We start from the raw sequence: 13,760 nt of genomic DNA on the forward strand, positions 1-13,760 counted from the left end.
AAAAATCAAAGATATTTTTTTAGAACCAGGATAGTATCATCCTCTGCTTGTGCCCAGTTTTTGAAAATAGGGCTATCAATCGGTTCAAATATTTCTATTTGATTGGGTTCGCCAGGTAGTTGATAAAACGGTTCCAGGATAATATAGCTGGTAGAGATATAATCCGTTCTGCCATCAGAAGTCAATGCCTTCACCTGCAGATAGGCATATCCTTTTTCTTTCAGGATTTGCCATATCTGCATGGTGAATAGGACACTTGAGGGGATTCTTATATCATTTATCTTTCGCATGGTTGTATACTTGCTGGCTTAGCTGTGTGAGACCACTGCAAAGGCCGGCTTTAGCCTTGTAAACTCTATCCTGGCCAACTTGATATTATTCCATTGCTGTGAATCCACTTCAATGGGACTGAATGTATCAGATATAGATAATTCCATTGTTTTTAATTTCATTGTACGATAAATATTAGGTTGCTGACAAGAAGCAACGAATCCTGAACATTTACATTGCAACACACTTATTCTGTTTTAATCCAGCAGTTATATAATATAGCAAGATCATTTTCAACTACCTGGTATCCTGAAGGAATTTCCTCAAATAAACTCTGATAAGTTACCAGGCGGGTGCCAGGAGGTCTTGTCTCCAACATTTTATACAGGTAACCTGTATAGTAATTATATAAACTTTCAGAGTGGTCAATATAGTCATCAATCCAATCTTGCTCACCTGTGAGGTTCTCATAAAAAGAATTAAAGAAATAGAAATGATCAAACTCAGAAAAATCCAGTTGAGTGAAATTGGCATTAATGAATGTCACATTTTGAATGCCTAATAACTGCTGCGTTTCTTTGGCAATTTCTACCAGACTACTCCTTTGTTCTACCCCAAAAAAATGACTATCTCTGTAATAATGGCCTGCATTCAAACAAAACTTTCCCACTCCGGAACCTATGTCAAGTACACAGGAGCCAGGGATTTCTGCTAAAAACGAAGCAGCCTTTTTAGCTACTTCTACAGATGTCCAGTGTGATTTGGATAAACGACGAATTTCTCGTGGATATACATCATCAAAGCTTACGTCAGTAGAAAAAACGCTTGTGTCTTTGATTTCATTTGTCATAATGTTTTGCCTCACATTACCTGCCTGTATCATTCTGCAAAGTTATTTTTATATCTTTTCGGTAACTTTGTAAGTTATCAATCGGAAAGTTGATAAAAATCAACTTTTTGTGAACGAATATCCCGGAGTATGAGCTTAAAAGGTATTTTCCCTATAGATAAGTGGATCTTTCAGTCCAGTTCGGTATTGGATAGTTTATCTATCGAAGAAATGGAAAGGCTTTCTGTAAATATGATAGAGCAGCCATACCAAAAAGGACAAATGATCTTCCGGGAAAATAGTTATGCTTCCGGCATCTACTTTATCAAACAGGGAAAGGTAAAAAAATACAAGCAGGATAAGGGAGGAAACGAACAAATCATTTATGTAGCCAATGCCGGTGAAATGATCGGGTACCATGCGGTTTTATCCAGTGAAACTTATCCGGACTCAGCCGCCGCACTAGAGGATAGTTCTATTGCGTTTATCCCCAAAGAAGATTTTCTTTTAGCAGTGGAACGGTCCCCTAACTTGTCTAATCACCTGTTAAAAGCACTTAGCCATGAATACAAGGTGCTTGCAAACAGTATTTCCATTGTTGCCAGGCACTCGGTAAGAGAGCGGCTGGCCATTTCGCTGATTGTTTTGAGAGAGAAATATAAGCTTCCTGAATTAGATACAGATAACATTGAAATTAATATCCCGCGCAAGGATTTGGCCAGCATGGCCGCTACAACAGAAGAAAACGTGGTTCGCCTGCTGAAAGAACTCAAAATGGAAGGAATTGTTGAAACACAAGGCAGGAAGATAAAAATAATGGACATTAAAGCACTTATAAAGATAACAAATTACCGGTAAGTGTTATAGTCATTCATCCCTGAAAGAACATTTTATATCCTGAACATATTAAGGCACTATCGAAGAACACCCGCTTTTTTATTTTATCATTGTTGCAAGCGTTCCGAAAAAGTTACAGAGGTTGTGTGATACTATAGCCAATAAGATACTCCTGCTTTTGAAAGTTATCCATCCCCACACATACCCCGCCAATGCAGTTTGCAGAAAATAAAAAGGATCAAAGTGAATGGAATAATGCGCTCCTACCGTTACTGCATGGGAACATCCAAAAAGCACAGCCGTAATCCCTATAGCAGGACTGCCGATCAAGGCAATACGCTCTTTCAACGCGGTTAATAAAAGCCCTAAAAGAACACCTCTAAACATCATTTCCTCATCAATGCCCGGCAGTAAAAGCTGAAAAAGTAATGTTTCCCTATCCCACTTAGCATGCCCTGATAGCCCCCAAACCAGTGTGGACAATACAATCATCAACACAGCAACCAGCAAAGCGCTTTTACTTCCCTGCTTGCTTTGCCGAAGTGAGAAAAAGTCATTTTATACAAAATACCGTTTCCACAACCACCACGCGCCCAACAGCTTTCTTTTGAATAAAAGCGGTAAAGCACCGGACATAATTTTCCGAGTTTTGTTTGCGGCCAGAGTTAAAGTATGCATACAGCATCACGTTTTATTGGGTTGACAATAATATAAATTAGTGAAAACTATATACGGGGAGACGGACAAGAATACAGTACGAATATGTATATAAATATTTAATCAAACAACCTTTCCAATATTTTTATTTTCAAATCTATACTATTAGCAGTTTAGTCTTCTCACTACACACTCAACGAAATCAACACGCGCATGAGGAGGATTGGTTGAATTGCAGCAGGCAGCGATTGCCATTCGTATTGCAGTGTCTGTCTTATATGGAAAATGTTTCCTTAGTTTATTTACCAGGTAATTCACCTCCCAGCTTTCAGTACATGAAAATTGAGACCGATCCTGATAACCTATAATTTTGCGGTTATCATATTCCGACCAATCTTCGTTTAATACAGGATGTGCCATTTTAATGTATTTTAGGTTTATAAAAGATATTTCAGGGCACAGACCTTTCCATGCTACAGAGTGTTCGGTTACTGCTTTTTGCACTATCCAATGTTGTTTTAATAATCCTGTAATTACAGTGGTTTAAGCCACCACAATCCGAACGGAAATGGTATCTCCTGGCGGTGGGACTATCACACATATAAACCGTAGTAGTATCAGCGCATCTGACTCCATTAAAGAGTAGTGCGGCAAACAGAAAAGTTTTCATGTATAGGGCGAATAGTTAATAAATCTGATAGCAAGTATAATTACAAAGATGAAAAAAAGTCCCGCTAAAAAGCGGGCTTTTGCTCAACTTGTAAAGCAGGGTCTAGGGAAACGGACGCACGTATATATAAAACTCCCCCTTTTATATAATGATAATACACTTCGTGCTCAGCATTGCCCCGTGCTTCTGTTGATACGTAATGTTTCTGTTTCAAGAAAAAGTGATTTATTGTTACAAGTCAAAAGTATATGGCATAGAACGATTTTTTTTACGGGAACCCGTAAACCGAAAAAATCGCGGATAAATCAAATAATCCCATTGTCCTTACAAAAAGCAACCAATTGCTCATTATTACCCACCCCTAATGACTCCTTAATAGTGTTAAGCCGTTTTTCAATACTACTTAAACCCGAAGGGGTTATTTTCTTCTCTTTCAAACACTCCGGCATATCTTTTTGACGAATACCCTGTGACAATAGTGTTATAATAATTATATCATACGAGGTAAAATCATGCGCATTCATCTGTTTTACTCCCTGCATCAGCTGCCGGGGAAAATAGCGCAGATTTTTACCAATAGTCTCTAAAGCCTGTTTGAGTTCGCGGGAATCGTTTCTGGCCTTACGCACATAACCATCTATGTCATGGCCATGTAACTTTTCTATAACAGCAGGCTTATTTTCTGCTGAAAAAACCAATATTTTCAAATCTGGCTGTACCTGACGGGCAGCTGCTATCAAATCCTCCCCACCGGAAAGTTGTTGCGGTATGTGGTCTTTTTCAAAATAGAGGTCTGTAATAAGCAGATCGTACGACTGGTTACGTTGCAGTTCCCTTTGTATCTTCAACAATGCTTCATCACAATAGGCCGCATATTGCACGTCAGTTATATTCAAGTCCTCCAGCGTTTTTTGAACAGAGATATTAACAATCTCATGATCTTCGGCAATAAGTACTTTTTTTATCATTTTCATCTAAGTGATTGGAAAAGAAACGTGGATTTTTACACCTTTATCGGGTTGTTCAAAAATAAAGCGTCCCCCAATGCTGCGAATACGGTTTTCCGTATTCGTAAATCCATTTCCATAAGTGAAATCACGCCTGAATCCTATCCCATCATCTTTATAAGTAATGATGATATAATTATCCTGCCGTTCAAACTTCACTACCACGTTTTGCGCCTGGCTATGTTTATTCATATTTACCATCCATTCCTGTAAAATATGCTTTACCTCATGTTTGGCTGTACTATCTACACCCGTCCATAAACCACTATTATTGCCTACTATCATTATTTTAGTAGCAGGTGTGGCAAAAGAGGTAATCAACCCCGCCAACTCCTCATAAAAATTCTGATGCAGCTGCTCCGGCTGTTCATAGGATATGTCACGCGATTGTTCGTAAAGACCCTCTATCCTGTCCAGTAAATGCTCTTTATCTATTCCCTGTTTATGCTCCATTTCCATCATGATAAGGTACAGCCCATTCGCTACCACATCATGTACTTTCTGAGATGTTTGTAACCGGTTTTCACGAATGGCCGTCTGCGTTTCCCAAAGCATTTTTTGTTTTCGTTTTTTATACCAGGTAATAGTAATTACAACAGCTGATACAATAAATACTAATATTACTATCAGCAATAAACGCTGGTGAGCTACCTGAAGCTTTCTTTCCGTATTCTCCTGCTGTAACTTCAGATTTTCCATTTTATTTTTCCCTACCTCATAACGTATCAATGCGAACTGATTCTTGGCTGTGTTCCAGGCATTTTGTAGACTGTCACTTAGAAATTGATACCGCGAAAAGTATTGCTTTGCCATTTGAGGAGAACCAAGCATAATTAATTTTTGCAATGCTTCTAATTCGTCATTGGGGTTGTTGATTTGCCGCGTAATGGAATACATTTTATCAGCATATATAAAGGCAGAGTCGGGATGAGAATTCTTATAATAATCAGACAGATGTGCGTAACTGGCATTTTGCCCCCAGAGGTCGCCCTCTTTCTGCCGCATTTGTAAAGCAGCTAGCAATTCAGGAGCAGCATCATAATCCGGATTTTGTAACCATCTTGTTTTGGCCAGGTTAGAAATTACCCTCGCATATTCTTTTGTATCTGTTTTGCTTTTATTAAGAATAGAAAGATAGAGGCTTATGGCCTGGTTGAAATTCTTCTTTTTTTGATAAACAACTGCCTTGTTATTTAATACCACCCTTTGATATCCTGAATCTTTGGCAAACCTGATTGCCAGATCGTAATATTTAATGGCATCATCAAAATGCTTTAGCTCTAAACTAACACTTCCTAGTTCGTTGTAATCAGCAGCAAGGCAGGAGTGATCCCTTTCTTTATTCTCATTCAAGTATGTTAACGACGTAAGCAGGCTTTCCTGGCTACCCCAATAATCTCCAACCGAAGATTGAAGCACTGACATATTATTATATGCCATAGCTACCAATACACTATCCTTACCATTGACCACTACATTATTGTAGTAATAAAAGGCAGAATCATTGTTAACATATAAAAAGGAGTCCGCTTTTTTATAATCCGCATTTTCCTTCACCCGTTCAATGGTAACCGTTTTTGGGGTACACGCGTACCAGAGGGTTGCAAACATGAATACAAAACAGGGTAAATTTCTCAAAATGGCTATTTACACTAAAAATAAAAAAAATAAGGCAAGATTTCTCTTGCCTTATTGTGTAAGTATTCATCCTATTACTGCGCCGGTGGTGGCGGTGGTAATTTGGGAGGTATATGCCCCGTTTCGCCACTGGTATCCTGAGTGGTTACTGTACCGTTATCTCTATTATGGTTAGGGCATACCAATGCCATAAATATTGCAAAAAGAATATGAAACATTTTAGTAAGTATGAAATGGTGAATAAAATCGCTACCGGCTGTTATGCTTCCGGCGCGTTGTGCTTGGAGGTGTAAGCAGCGCTACTTACATTTTTTGGGAAGAGAGCGTTTTGAATGTGGAAGCAGGTAATCGCTTCCCAAAACCAGTTATCCACCACCACATTCTCTACTCGGGTGAAAATCAGTTTCGAACAGTTTGCCTTTAGCCAGGAGGGCATCCCCTGATTTCCAAACCAAAGGTAGATAGGCGCAAAGCCTTTACTGGCAAACGATTCCGGTAAGTCCGGCAATTCCGGCGTAAATCCGAAAAGACCGGTATGATTCCAAAAAAACATTTAGATTTACTATATAAATCCTGCTATGTTTCCTGATTACAAAGAATTAGTTCTTCGGAGCTATCGTAAAAAAAGGGATGCGAGCGAGCTTTCCTCCGCCCTACAATACCATTCACCAGCCCAATTGCGGGATGCATGTTTAGCTGCATGCACAGAAAGATTTCTGAAGTCAGACGAAAAAACGCTCAGCGATTTTTTTGGGAAGTGCAATAGTCCGGCAGACTATGCAGAAACAATAAGAAATTTTGATATCAACAAATTCAGGCAACTCAATAAATTTCTCAATAACCATAAAATGGATACCAATGAGAAAAACATTGAACTTCTGGCCTGGCTGATAGATTTTGAGGATCGACCATTCAAGCTTTCAAAAAAGTATTCTTTAGAGGAAACGCCTGTTTTAGAGAAAGAAAAAACGGAGCTACCGGAAGGAGATATAAAACCGGTAGAGACAAAAAAAGCGGAGCTTCTTACAGAAGATATAGGTAATGAAAAAGATGACATAACAACATCACTAGCATCAACCCCTGGCACCAACAACAGTGAAATAACAACCAATTCCCCGGCCCTGATAGCAACTCCGCCAAAACCACTCACTCCCCCAACTACACCTGCTCCATTACGGAAAACCAGAAAACGTTATGCAATAATGATAAGTATATTAGCAACGGGAATGCTATTAGCCGGTACAGGAATTTACTGGCGCTTACATAATAATATCAACTATAAAACACCTATGCTTACCGGAAATGAAAAATGCATGTTTTGGGCAGGCGATCATTATCAGCCTATTTCCTGCAATGAAAAAATAGACGGCACTTTAGTTATTGCACTGGACTCGACCAAAATCACTCATTTTAAGAAAATAACAAGGCCAGACACTATTACCTATAATGCAAAAGGATTTGTTTGGTATGTAAAACCTAAAAAAGATTCAGATCCTGAATACTATACCTCGGAAGGTTTCCATCCCGTTTCTTATCAGTTAAGATTAAAACCTATTACCAATTACATTATTGATAAATATATTACACCCTTGCGAAACAATTAGTCTTGCGACTTCCATCATATTATTCACATAACCCACCCGTTATTAAACCATTGAATAATGAAAAAATTGCTGGCAATCTTTGTAACACTGACTTGCCTTACTTCCTTTACTCCCATTTCAGAACACCATGCAGGAAAATGCGTAGGAGCCGATAACTGCGCTGCCTGTAAAAACTGTTCGGCTTGTAAGTATTGCACTGCAGGTGGCACATGTGGAGTATGCGCAGCCGGGAAGTCCAGGCCTAAAAGCCTACCCTGTGCGCCTGGCAACAACAAAGAAATTCCGTTTTCGCAATGCAAAGCCACTACCAAAAAAGGCACACAATGTTCGCGCAGAGCAGGTGCATCAGGCTATTGCTGGCAACATGCTAATTAATACGTTTACATAACTGCTACCCAAGGTATAGCCAATAAAAAGCCCCGCAGGCGCGGGGCTTTGATGTATAAAGGGTCTTGTTGGTATGTTTAGGCTTCTATCGTTTTGGCCTGGTTATAATATTGCACTACCTGTATTAAAGCATCCGCATGAGAAAATATATCATCCAGCGAAGTCAGTTCCTTTTTCACTTCATTCTTTTCCGCATCAAACACGCCTATGTATTTTTTATTTCCATTGAAATACAATCGGCAAATAGGCTTTCGGTTGTTATCGTCAAATAAAATAGCGAAATAAGATAATGCATCACGATAGCAAACCCGTTGCACAGATACATATTGACGCAAAACTGATCGTACAATCCGGAAGCCTTCTAACTCTTCCTCAGTAGTAACAATTTTATTATCGTTATCAGCAAGTACTTCTGTAACCGTTTGCACCGCCTGGTCTATTTCTTCTTTCTGCAAAGCAGACTTTAACCGCTCCGTTATAATGTCATTAATATAATACTGAAACGACTTTTTGGTAAGTTGAGTAAACTGATCCATTACGCGTTGCGTAAGAATACCTGCATTATATACCTGTTTGGCAAAATACCTTACAAAATCCTGGCTGGGGTTGTTAAACTCAGCCATCATCAGCGCTTTCAATTGCCCTACGTATTTGAGCTCACTGGCTGTAGACACAATAGTATCTGAATCAAAATACACTTTATGAAATTTCTTTAACTCTTCTATATGTGTGTCCCGAACATCATTCAGGTCGAATATAAAAAAGGGTTTCTCATCCATCTTATTAGGTTCATCCAGATCGGTATAAAAACGCGACTCAAAACCATTGGTAAGAATAGAAAATTTAGCCTTTGTGGTATGGAAATAACGAAACAACTGTGAATTATGCGGATCAAGCTCTGTAGACCAATGCTTACATTCTATCAGGATAACCGGGTTACCCTCTTTCATGATAGCGTAGTCCACTTTCTCTCCTTTTTTAATACCTAAATCAGCCACAAATTCAGGCACTACTTCCAGTGGATTAAACACATCATATCCTAATGCCTGGAGAAAAGGCATCACAAATGAATGCTTGGTGGCTTCTTCTGTATGCACCAATTCCTTGTGCTTTACTATTCGTTCAGCCAGCTGCTTTATAATATCTTTAAAATCCATAGTAAACTGTTTTGCTTTTACACGCAAAATACCAGTTCACATGCTGGCTATATTACGGGTTCCCGTAATGAGAGGCTTCTGTATTCCTTACAAGCAGGCAAACATAATTACTTAAAAAAAAATCTTCTTTTTTTAAGATGGATACAGTTGCGTTGTTATAGAATAGAACAACATGCAATCCATTTAATATGAACAAGAACATGCTATCCCTGATCTTGCTGCTGCCCGTATGCGCAGGAGCCCAGAAAGGCTATACCATCAAAGGGTCATTTAGCCATCTTCCCTCCCCCGCAAAGGTTTACCTGGCATATAGTATCCATAACAACCGGGTGGAAGACTCAGCCGAAGTAAACAACGGCCAATTTGCATTTACAGGCCAGTTACCCACTCCTGTGCAGGCATCGCTGTACCTGAAACACGACAACAATGCCGTCAATACTTACCACAACGTGGACGGCCTGGATGTTTTTATCGAAAACGCCACCATGACTATTACCGGGGTGGATTCGATGAAAACTGCTGTATTGAAAGGCTCTGTATCCAACGAAGAAAACCAGCTGTTGCTTACCCAACGCGCTCCTCACCTGAAAGCGATCAATGCAGTACTGGACCAGGCAGAGAAGATGACGCCTGCTGAAAGAGCGGCCGATACGGCACCGATGCAATCACTAAGGTATCAACGGGATACGCATGTAAAAGCCATTGACAGCCTGTATAAAGCTTTTATTGCCAGCCACCGGCAGTCTTATGTAGCGCTGGATGCCTTTTTTAGCCATGAACTTATGGGCAATTTTGACGCTGTGGCGGCAGACAGGGAATTTAAATTATTCCCCGAAGCACTGCGCACCTCGTTTACCGGCGAAAAAATAGCCGCCCGTATTCACAAAGCACTGAGTGTAAGCATTGGCACCATAGCACCCGATTTCACGCAAAACGACCTGGCAGGTAAACCTGTTACCCTGTCCAGCTTCAAAGGCAGGTATGTGCTGATCGATTTCTGGGCCAGCTGGTGCAAGCCCTGCCGCGCCGAAAATCCGTTTGTAGTAAAGGCTTATCAGCAATTTAAAGACAAAGGTTTTGAAATACTCAGCGTTTCGCTGGACGCATCGCATGACGATTGGGCTAAGGCAGTAGAAAAAGACGGCATGCCCTGGACGCATGTTTCTGATTTACAATTCTGGAAAAACGCAGTGGCCGTAAAGTATGGCATCAGCTCTGTACCCAGCAATTTTCTGCTAGACCCTTCTGGTAAAATCGTAGCTAAAAACCTGCGTGGCAATAAACTGGCAGAAACATTGAGCACATTACTGCATTAACAGCAGGTTTACCATTGTCCGGATAGTTTACACACTGCGCTATCCATACCTTTCGCAACACAGGCTTCTATGGTAAATTCCTGAAACCAGGCAGAGATAAAACCTGCCCAAAAAGCATCACCGGCACCTGTGGCGTCTTTTACAGCCACAGGTTTTGCCGGCATGTGCTGCCAGTCTCCTTCCGATACACGGTAATAAACACCGTTGGCACCACAGGTAAGGCATATGGCACGACACCGTATTTTATCCAGTCTGCATCTGGCCTCCGATTCTGTCAGTTCCCGGCCTTCAAAACGCTGAATATCATCCATGCTTATTTTAATAAGAGGCGCATACTGCTGTAATTCATTCCAGATAGCAGGAGCATCATTATAAGGCCCCCAGATTTTCTCTGCATAATTCCAGTCTATCGATACCGGTATCCCGGAAGTGGCAGCGGCAGCAAAAGCGTTCAATATCACTTTGCGGGCTGGCTCAGCACTCAACGCAAATGCTGTGGTATGCACCAGTGCAGCGCCAGACAACAGGCTGCTGCTTACGGGCGTTATAAAACGATCTGCTTCCCGGTAAGGAATAAAGTCAGGCGTGCCAATAGTTTTACCTACTACAATCAGCGACGTAGCCAGGTTTTTATTCCGGGAAATATAGCGGGTATCCATCCCTTCCTGCTTTAACTGTTGCAGCAATTGAGCACCCAGCCCATCTTCTCCCACTGCAGCAACAAGCCTGGAAGGCGTTTGACAGTAATTCAAAAAACGGCAGAAGTTAGCAGGGCTGCCACCTGCTACAATAGTAAATGCTTTTGCTTCTGACAAACTATTGACTGTAGTAGTGGATATCGCATCCACTAACAATTCCCCTATCGCCAGTATATAAGATTTCATATTACGTAAAGCTTGTCGTTAAAAATTTACCGGATAAGGCACATTCCGCAATCACAGAACCAGCAGCGCTCCAGGCACATTGTGGTACGCCGCACGGAAGCGCCGTTAGTCCATGAAAACATTCGTTGAAAGGACTTTGCGGATGCTGGTTCACCTGGTGCAGTGATAAAGCCAAACGTGATGCCAGGGCCTGGTTACCGGTTTGTGCAAGAGCCATTACCAGAAAACCGTTCCATACCGGCCACAAGCCACCATTATGAAATTCATGAGGGCGGTTACGAAAATGAAAAGCATAGTTATCACTCAGTTCGCGATAATCGGGTGAACCCGTTTCTATTACCGGGTAAAAACCGGGCACCAGCTGGTATTGTTGTAGCATATCGTGAATGTAGCCTACCACCTGTTGCTGTTGCCGGGCATTACCCATATTCAGCAACAAAGCCAGTGTATTGGCCTGAAGATCGAAATAAGTATAGAAGCGGGAAGGATTAAAGCCTGCCAGCCAGTAGCTGCTCTCCCCTGTTTTTTGCCACATACGCTCTACCGTAGGACTGTAGCAAGTGCCACCCTGTGTCGGTTTCCAGAAATTATTATTTATTACCTGTGCAATAGCAGCTCCTTTCTCAGCCCAGTCGCTTCGCCGGTATACATGCGCCGCCAGCTGCAAAGCCCATACACGCAATAACTGATCAAACAACACATAACCGTGTTGTATATATTCATCGGCCCAGTCGCCACTCTGCGGCACATACACCAGGTGGCGGCCATTGAACTCCCAGGCATCCATTACAGCTATGCATTTTTCCACCTGTTGCCTGTATTGAATGGCCGGTTCATCATCGCCGGTATGTAAAGTATATAAACACACCCCAATTACTGCCCAGGCCGGCGCATCTGCACGGCCAGCTACCCCGCCATAACTAACAGCCCCTGAAACCGGGTGTACATTGCTGGGCATAAAACCGGCACTATGCTGGTGTGTAAAAAGTGTATGCAACGTAGCCAATGCGGTGGTTACCAGCTGTGTTTCCTTACTTAATAAAGCAGCAATACTGCATATTACCCCATCACGCGTCCATACACGCCGGTAATTATCCTGTTCATTCACCGCCGCTACAAAACCGGCAGAACTACTAGCCTGCTCCAGTAAGCTGATAGCGGAGTGGTAATAAGCTACATTCATCCTCATTTCTCTTTTGTTTTCAAAATACTTATGCGCAGGGTAAGCAGTGCCGACACCAGCAATAAACCGCCTGCCAGTTGAATAGCACGCTCCGGACTGGCTTGTAACATATGGTGATAAACGTAACGGAAAGACACTGTTTCCAGCAACATAGGCAACACAATGCACATATTCAATATACCCATATACACACCTGTTTGTTGCGGCGGTATTTGTCCGGCTAATATTACATAAGGCGTTCCCATCATACTGGCCCAGCCAATTCCCAACCCTGCCATGGACAGTATTAGCCAGCCAGGTTGCTGTATAAACGGTAGTAACAGTAACCCCGCCCCTGCCAGCAGCAGGCTAAACGCATGCACTCTTTTGGCTTGTATGCGGGCAGATAGCCAGGCTAACCCAAAAGCTGTACAAAACGTAACAATGTTGTACATACCATTGACTTTACCGGTTAATAACTGGGCAGCGCTGAACCCCTCCGAAGCCGGATCACTGGTATGATAAATAGTACGTGCCAGGCAAAGCGTAATAAACTGCCAGTATATAAACATGGCATACCAGTTAAACAGGTACACCAGCGCCAGCCTGCGCATCACCACTGGCATGTGCCGTATGGCCGAAAAAATAGCTGTAAATACTGCACGCACGCCGGAAGGCTGTTGCCGTATGGCCGCTTCTTCTTCCGCTGTTAAAGGATATTCGCGCGTAGTAAGTACAGAATAGAATACAGAACCTATAGACACCGCAGCCCCTATTAAAAAAGCAGCATAGGTGGTATAAGGAATATGATTGCTGCTTCGGGCGTTCAGCCGTATCCAACCCAGCGATACCAGTAAAGAAGGCGTAAGGTTTGCCAGCGTAATACCCAATCCTGTAAAAAAGCTTTGTGATAGAAAACCAGTGGCATGTTGCTGCACAGGTAACTGGTCACTTACAAAAGCCCGGTAAGGCTCCATAGTCATGTTATTAGCCGCATCCAGCATCCACAGCAAACCGGCCGCCATCCATAAGCTGCTGCTAAAAGGCATCGCCAGCAAACACAGGCTGCAACAAATTGCCCCGATCATAAAGTAAGGACGCCTGCGGCCAAACCGGCTGATCGTTTTATCACTCATCGCCCCAATGATGGGCTGCACCAGCAGCCCTGTCATCGGACCTGCCAGGTTCAACAGCGGAATCTGTTCCGGCTGCGCCCCCAGGTAGGCATATATAGGCGTCATATTAGTTTGCTGTAGTCCAAAACTGTACTGGATGCCGAAGAAACCGACATTCATATTAATAATGGACCAGAAGCTAAGCGTAGGCTTTTTCACAATATCCG

At 42.0% G+C, this 13,760-nt stretch carries 15 protein-coding genes; 5 read left to right on the plus strand and 10 right to left on the minus strand.

Annotated features, from left to right (window positions below; all coding sequences use genetic code 11):
- Positions 1-5: 5 nt before the first annotated feature.
- Together FLA_RS14855 and FLA_RS14860 are read right to left on the minus strand one after the other, a co-directional pair.
- Entirely contained in the window at positions 6-242 is a 237-nt protein-coding gene (locus FLA_RS14855) for a hypothetical protein (protein ID WP_076377976.1), read from the minus strand.
- A 275-nt stretch (positions 243-517) separates the two neighbouring features.
- On the minus strand, positions 518-1,153 hold the full coding sequence (locus tag FLA_RS14860; protein WP_231940446.1) for a class I SAM-dependent methyltransferase: 636 nt from the start codon (positions 1,151-1,153) through the stop codon (positions 518-520).
- Positions 1,154-1,249: 96 nt separating this feature from the next.
- Between FLA_RS14860 and FLA_RS14865 the strand changes: the two genes are divergently transcribed.
- Complete coding sequence (locus FLA_RS14865; RefSeq protein ID WP_076377974.1) at positions 1,250-1,957, plus strand: Crp/Fnr family transcriptional regulator; 708 nt, start codon at positions 1,250-1,252, stop codon at positions 1,955-1,957.
- A 78-nt stretch (positions 1,958-2,035) separates the two neighbouring features.
- On the opposite strand, the gene FLA_RS32060 is transcribed toward FLA_RS14865, so the two are convergent.
- The 3 genes from FLA_RS32060 to FLA_RS14885 all read right to left on the minus strand — a co-directional run bounded on the left by FLA_RS32060 (position 2,036) and on the right by FLA_RS14885 (position 5,881).
- On the minus strand, positions 2,036-2,428 hold the full coding sequence (locus tag FLA_RS32060; RefSeq protein WP_076377972.1) for a CPBP family intramembrane glutamic endopeptidase: 393 nt from the start codon (positions 2,426-2,428) through the stop codon (positions 2,036-2,038).
- Positions 2,429-3,568: 1,140 nt separating this feature from the next.
- Positions 3,569-4,231, minus strand: coding sequence for a response regulator (locus FLA_RS14880; RefSeq protein ID WP_076378479.1), 663 nt, complete (start codon positions 4,229-4,231; stop codon positions 3,569-3,571).
- Positions 4,232-4,237: 6 nt separating this feature from the next.
- The gene (locus tag FLA_RS14885; RefSeq protein WP_076377968.1) at positions 4,238-5,881 is read right to left on the minus strand and encodes a tetratricopeptide repeat-containing sensor histidine kinase; all 1,644 of its coding nucleotides are present in this window, start codon (positions 5,879-5,881) and stop codon (positions 4,238-4,240) included.
- Between FLA_RS14885 and FLA_RS31490 the strand changes: the two genes are divergently transcribed.
- A complete protein-coding gene (locus tag FLA_RS31490; protein WP_076377966.1) occupies positions 5,880-6,083 on the plus strand; it encodes a hypothetical protein in 204 nt (67 codons plus the stop codon). The two genes, FLA_RS14885 and FLA_RS31490, sit on opposite strands and share 2 nt — an antisense overlap.
- Before the next feature lie 84 nt (positions 6,084-6,167).
- Here FLA_RS31490 and FLA_RS14895 read toward each other — a convergent pair whose 3' ends face one another.
- Positions 6,168-6,461: a hypothetical protein gene (locus FLA_RS14895; RefSeq protein ID WP_076377964.1), complete on the minus strand. Its 294-nt coding sequence runs from the start codon at positions 6,459-6,461 to the stop codon at positions 6,168-6,170.
- Between the two features lie 25 nt (positions 6,462-6,486).
- Here FLA_RS14895 and FLA_RS14900 point away from each other — a divergent pair, with 25 nt between their 5' ends.
- Both FLA_RS14900 and FLA_RS32065 read left to right on the plus strand, forming a co-directional pair.
- Positions 6,487-7,512 (plus strand): hypothetical protein, encoded by a 1,026-nt coding sequence (locus FLA_RS14900; protein ID WP_076377962.1) that lies wholly within the window; start codon positions 6,487-6,489, stop codon positions 7,510-7,512.
- Between the two features lie 57 nt (positions 7,513-7,569).
- Positions 7,570-7,887 carry a DUF5763 domain-containing protein gene (locus FLA_RS32065; RefSeq protein ID WP_144264000.1) on the plus strand — a complete coding sequence of 106 codons (318 nt, stop codon included), beginning with the start codon at positions 7,570-7,572 and terminating at the stop codon, positions 7,885-7,887.
- A gap of 89 nt (positions 7,888-7,976) precedes the next feature.
- Here FLA_RS32065 and FLA_RS14910 read toward each other — a convergent pair whose 3' ends face one another.
- Positions 7,977-9,056 (minus strand): type I restriction endonuclease, encoded by a 1,080-nt coding sequence (locus FLA_RS14910; protein WP_076378476.1) that lies wholly within the window; start codon positions 9,054-9,056, stop codon positions 7,977-7,979.
- A 188-nt stretch (positions 9,057-9,244) separates the two neighbouring features.
- Here FLA_RS14910 and FLA_RS14915 point away from each other — a divergent pair, with 188 nt between their 5' ends.
- Positions 9,245-10,372 carry a TlpA disulfide reductase family protein gene (locus tag FLA_RS14915; protein WP_076377958.1) on the plus strand — a complete coding sequence of 376 codons (1,128 nt, stop codon included), beginning with the start codon at positions 9,245-9,247 and terminating at the stop codon, positions 10,370-10,372.
- Between the two features lie 8 nt (positions 10,373-10,380).
- Here FLA_RS14915 and FLA_RS14920 read toward each other — a convergent pair whose 3' ends face one another.
- The 3 genes from FLA_RS14920 to FLA_RS14930 are packed head-to-tail and all read right to left on the minus strand — an operon-like array spanning position 10,381 to position 13,752.
- Entirely contained in the window at positions 10,381-11,256 is an 876-nt protein-coding gene (locus tag FLA_RS14920; RefSeq protein WP_076377956.1) for a carbohydrate kinase family protein, read from the minus strand.
- A gap of 1 nt (position 11,257) precedes the next feature.
- The gene (locus tag FLA_RS14925) at positions 11,258-12,445 is read right to left on the minus strand and encodes an amylo-alpha-1,6-glucosidase (RefSeq protein ID WP_144263999.1); all 1,188 of its coding nucleotides are present in this window, start codon (positions 12,443-12,445) and stop codon (positions 11,258-11,260) included.
- Entirely contained in the window at positions 12,442-13,752 is a 1,311-nt protein-coding gene (locus tag FLA_RS14930; protein WP_197705905.1) for an MFS transporter, read from the minus strand. The genes FLA_RS14925 and FLA_RS14930 overlap by 4 nt, the downstream gene beginning before the upstream one ends.
- Positions 13,753-13,760 lie beyond the last annotated feature (8 nt).

The organism is Filimonas lacunae, assembly GCF_002355595.1.
Lineage (GTDB): Bacteria > Bacteroidota > Bacteroidia > Chitinophagales > Chitinophagaceae > Filimonas > Filimonas lacunae.

Coding starts and splice junctions, on each gene's coding strand:
- FLA_RS14855 (WP_076377976.1), bottom strand. CDS start 242: ATGCAGATATGGCAAATCCTGAAAGAAAAAGGATATGCCTATCTGCAG.
- FLA_RS14860 (WP_231940446.1), bottom strand. CDS start 1,153: ATGATACAGGCAGGTAATGTGAGGCAAAACATTATGACAAATGAAATC.
- FLA_RS14865 (WP_076377974.1), top strand. CDS start 1,250: ATGAGCTTAAAAGGTATTTTCCCTATAGATAAGTGGATCTTTCAGTCC.
- FLA_RS32060 (WP_076377972.1), bottom strand. CDS start 2,428: ATGATTGTATTGTCCACACTGGTTTGGGGGCTATCAGGGCATGCTAAG.
- FLA_RS14880 (WP_076378479.1), bottom strand. CDS start 4,231: ATGATAAAAAAAGTACTTATTGCCGAAGATCATGAGATTGTTAATATC.
- FLA_RS31490 (WP_076377966.1), top strand. CDS start 5,880: ATGAATACAAAACAGGGTAAATTTCTCAAAATGGCTATTTACACTAAA.
- FLA_RS14885 (WP_076377968.1), bottom strand. CDS start 5,881: ATGTTTGCAACCCTCTGGTACGCGTGTACCCCAAAAACGGTTACCATT.
- FLA_RS14895 (WP_076377964.1), bottom strand. CDS start 6,461: ATGTTTTTTTGGAATCATACCGGTCTTTTCGGATTTACGCCGGAATTG.
- FLA_RS14900 (WP_076377962.1), top strand. CDS start 6,487: ATGTTTCCTGATTACAAAGAATTAGTTCTTCGGAGCTATCGTAAAAAA.
- FLA_RS32065 (WP_144264000.1), top strand. CDS start 7,570: ATGAAAAAATTGCTGGCAATCTTTGTAACACTGACTTGCCTTACTTCC.
- FLA_RS14910 (WP_076378476.1), bottom strand. CDS start 9,056: ATGGATTTTAAAGATATTATAAAGCAGCTGGCTGAACGAATAGTAAAG.
- FLA_RS14915 (WP_076377958.1), top strand. CDS start 9,245: ATGAACAAGAACATGCTATCCCTGATCTTGCTGCTGCCCGTATGCGCA.
- FLA_RS14920 (WP_076377956.1), bottom strand. CDS start 11,256: ATGAAATCTTATATACTGGCGATAGGGGAATTGTTAGTGGATGCGATA.
- FLA_RS14925 (WP_144263999.1), bottom strand. CDS start 12,445: ATGAGGATGAATGTAGCTTATTACCACTCCGCTATCAGCTTACTGGAG.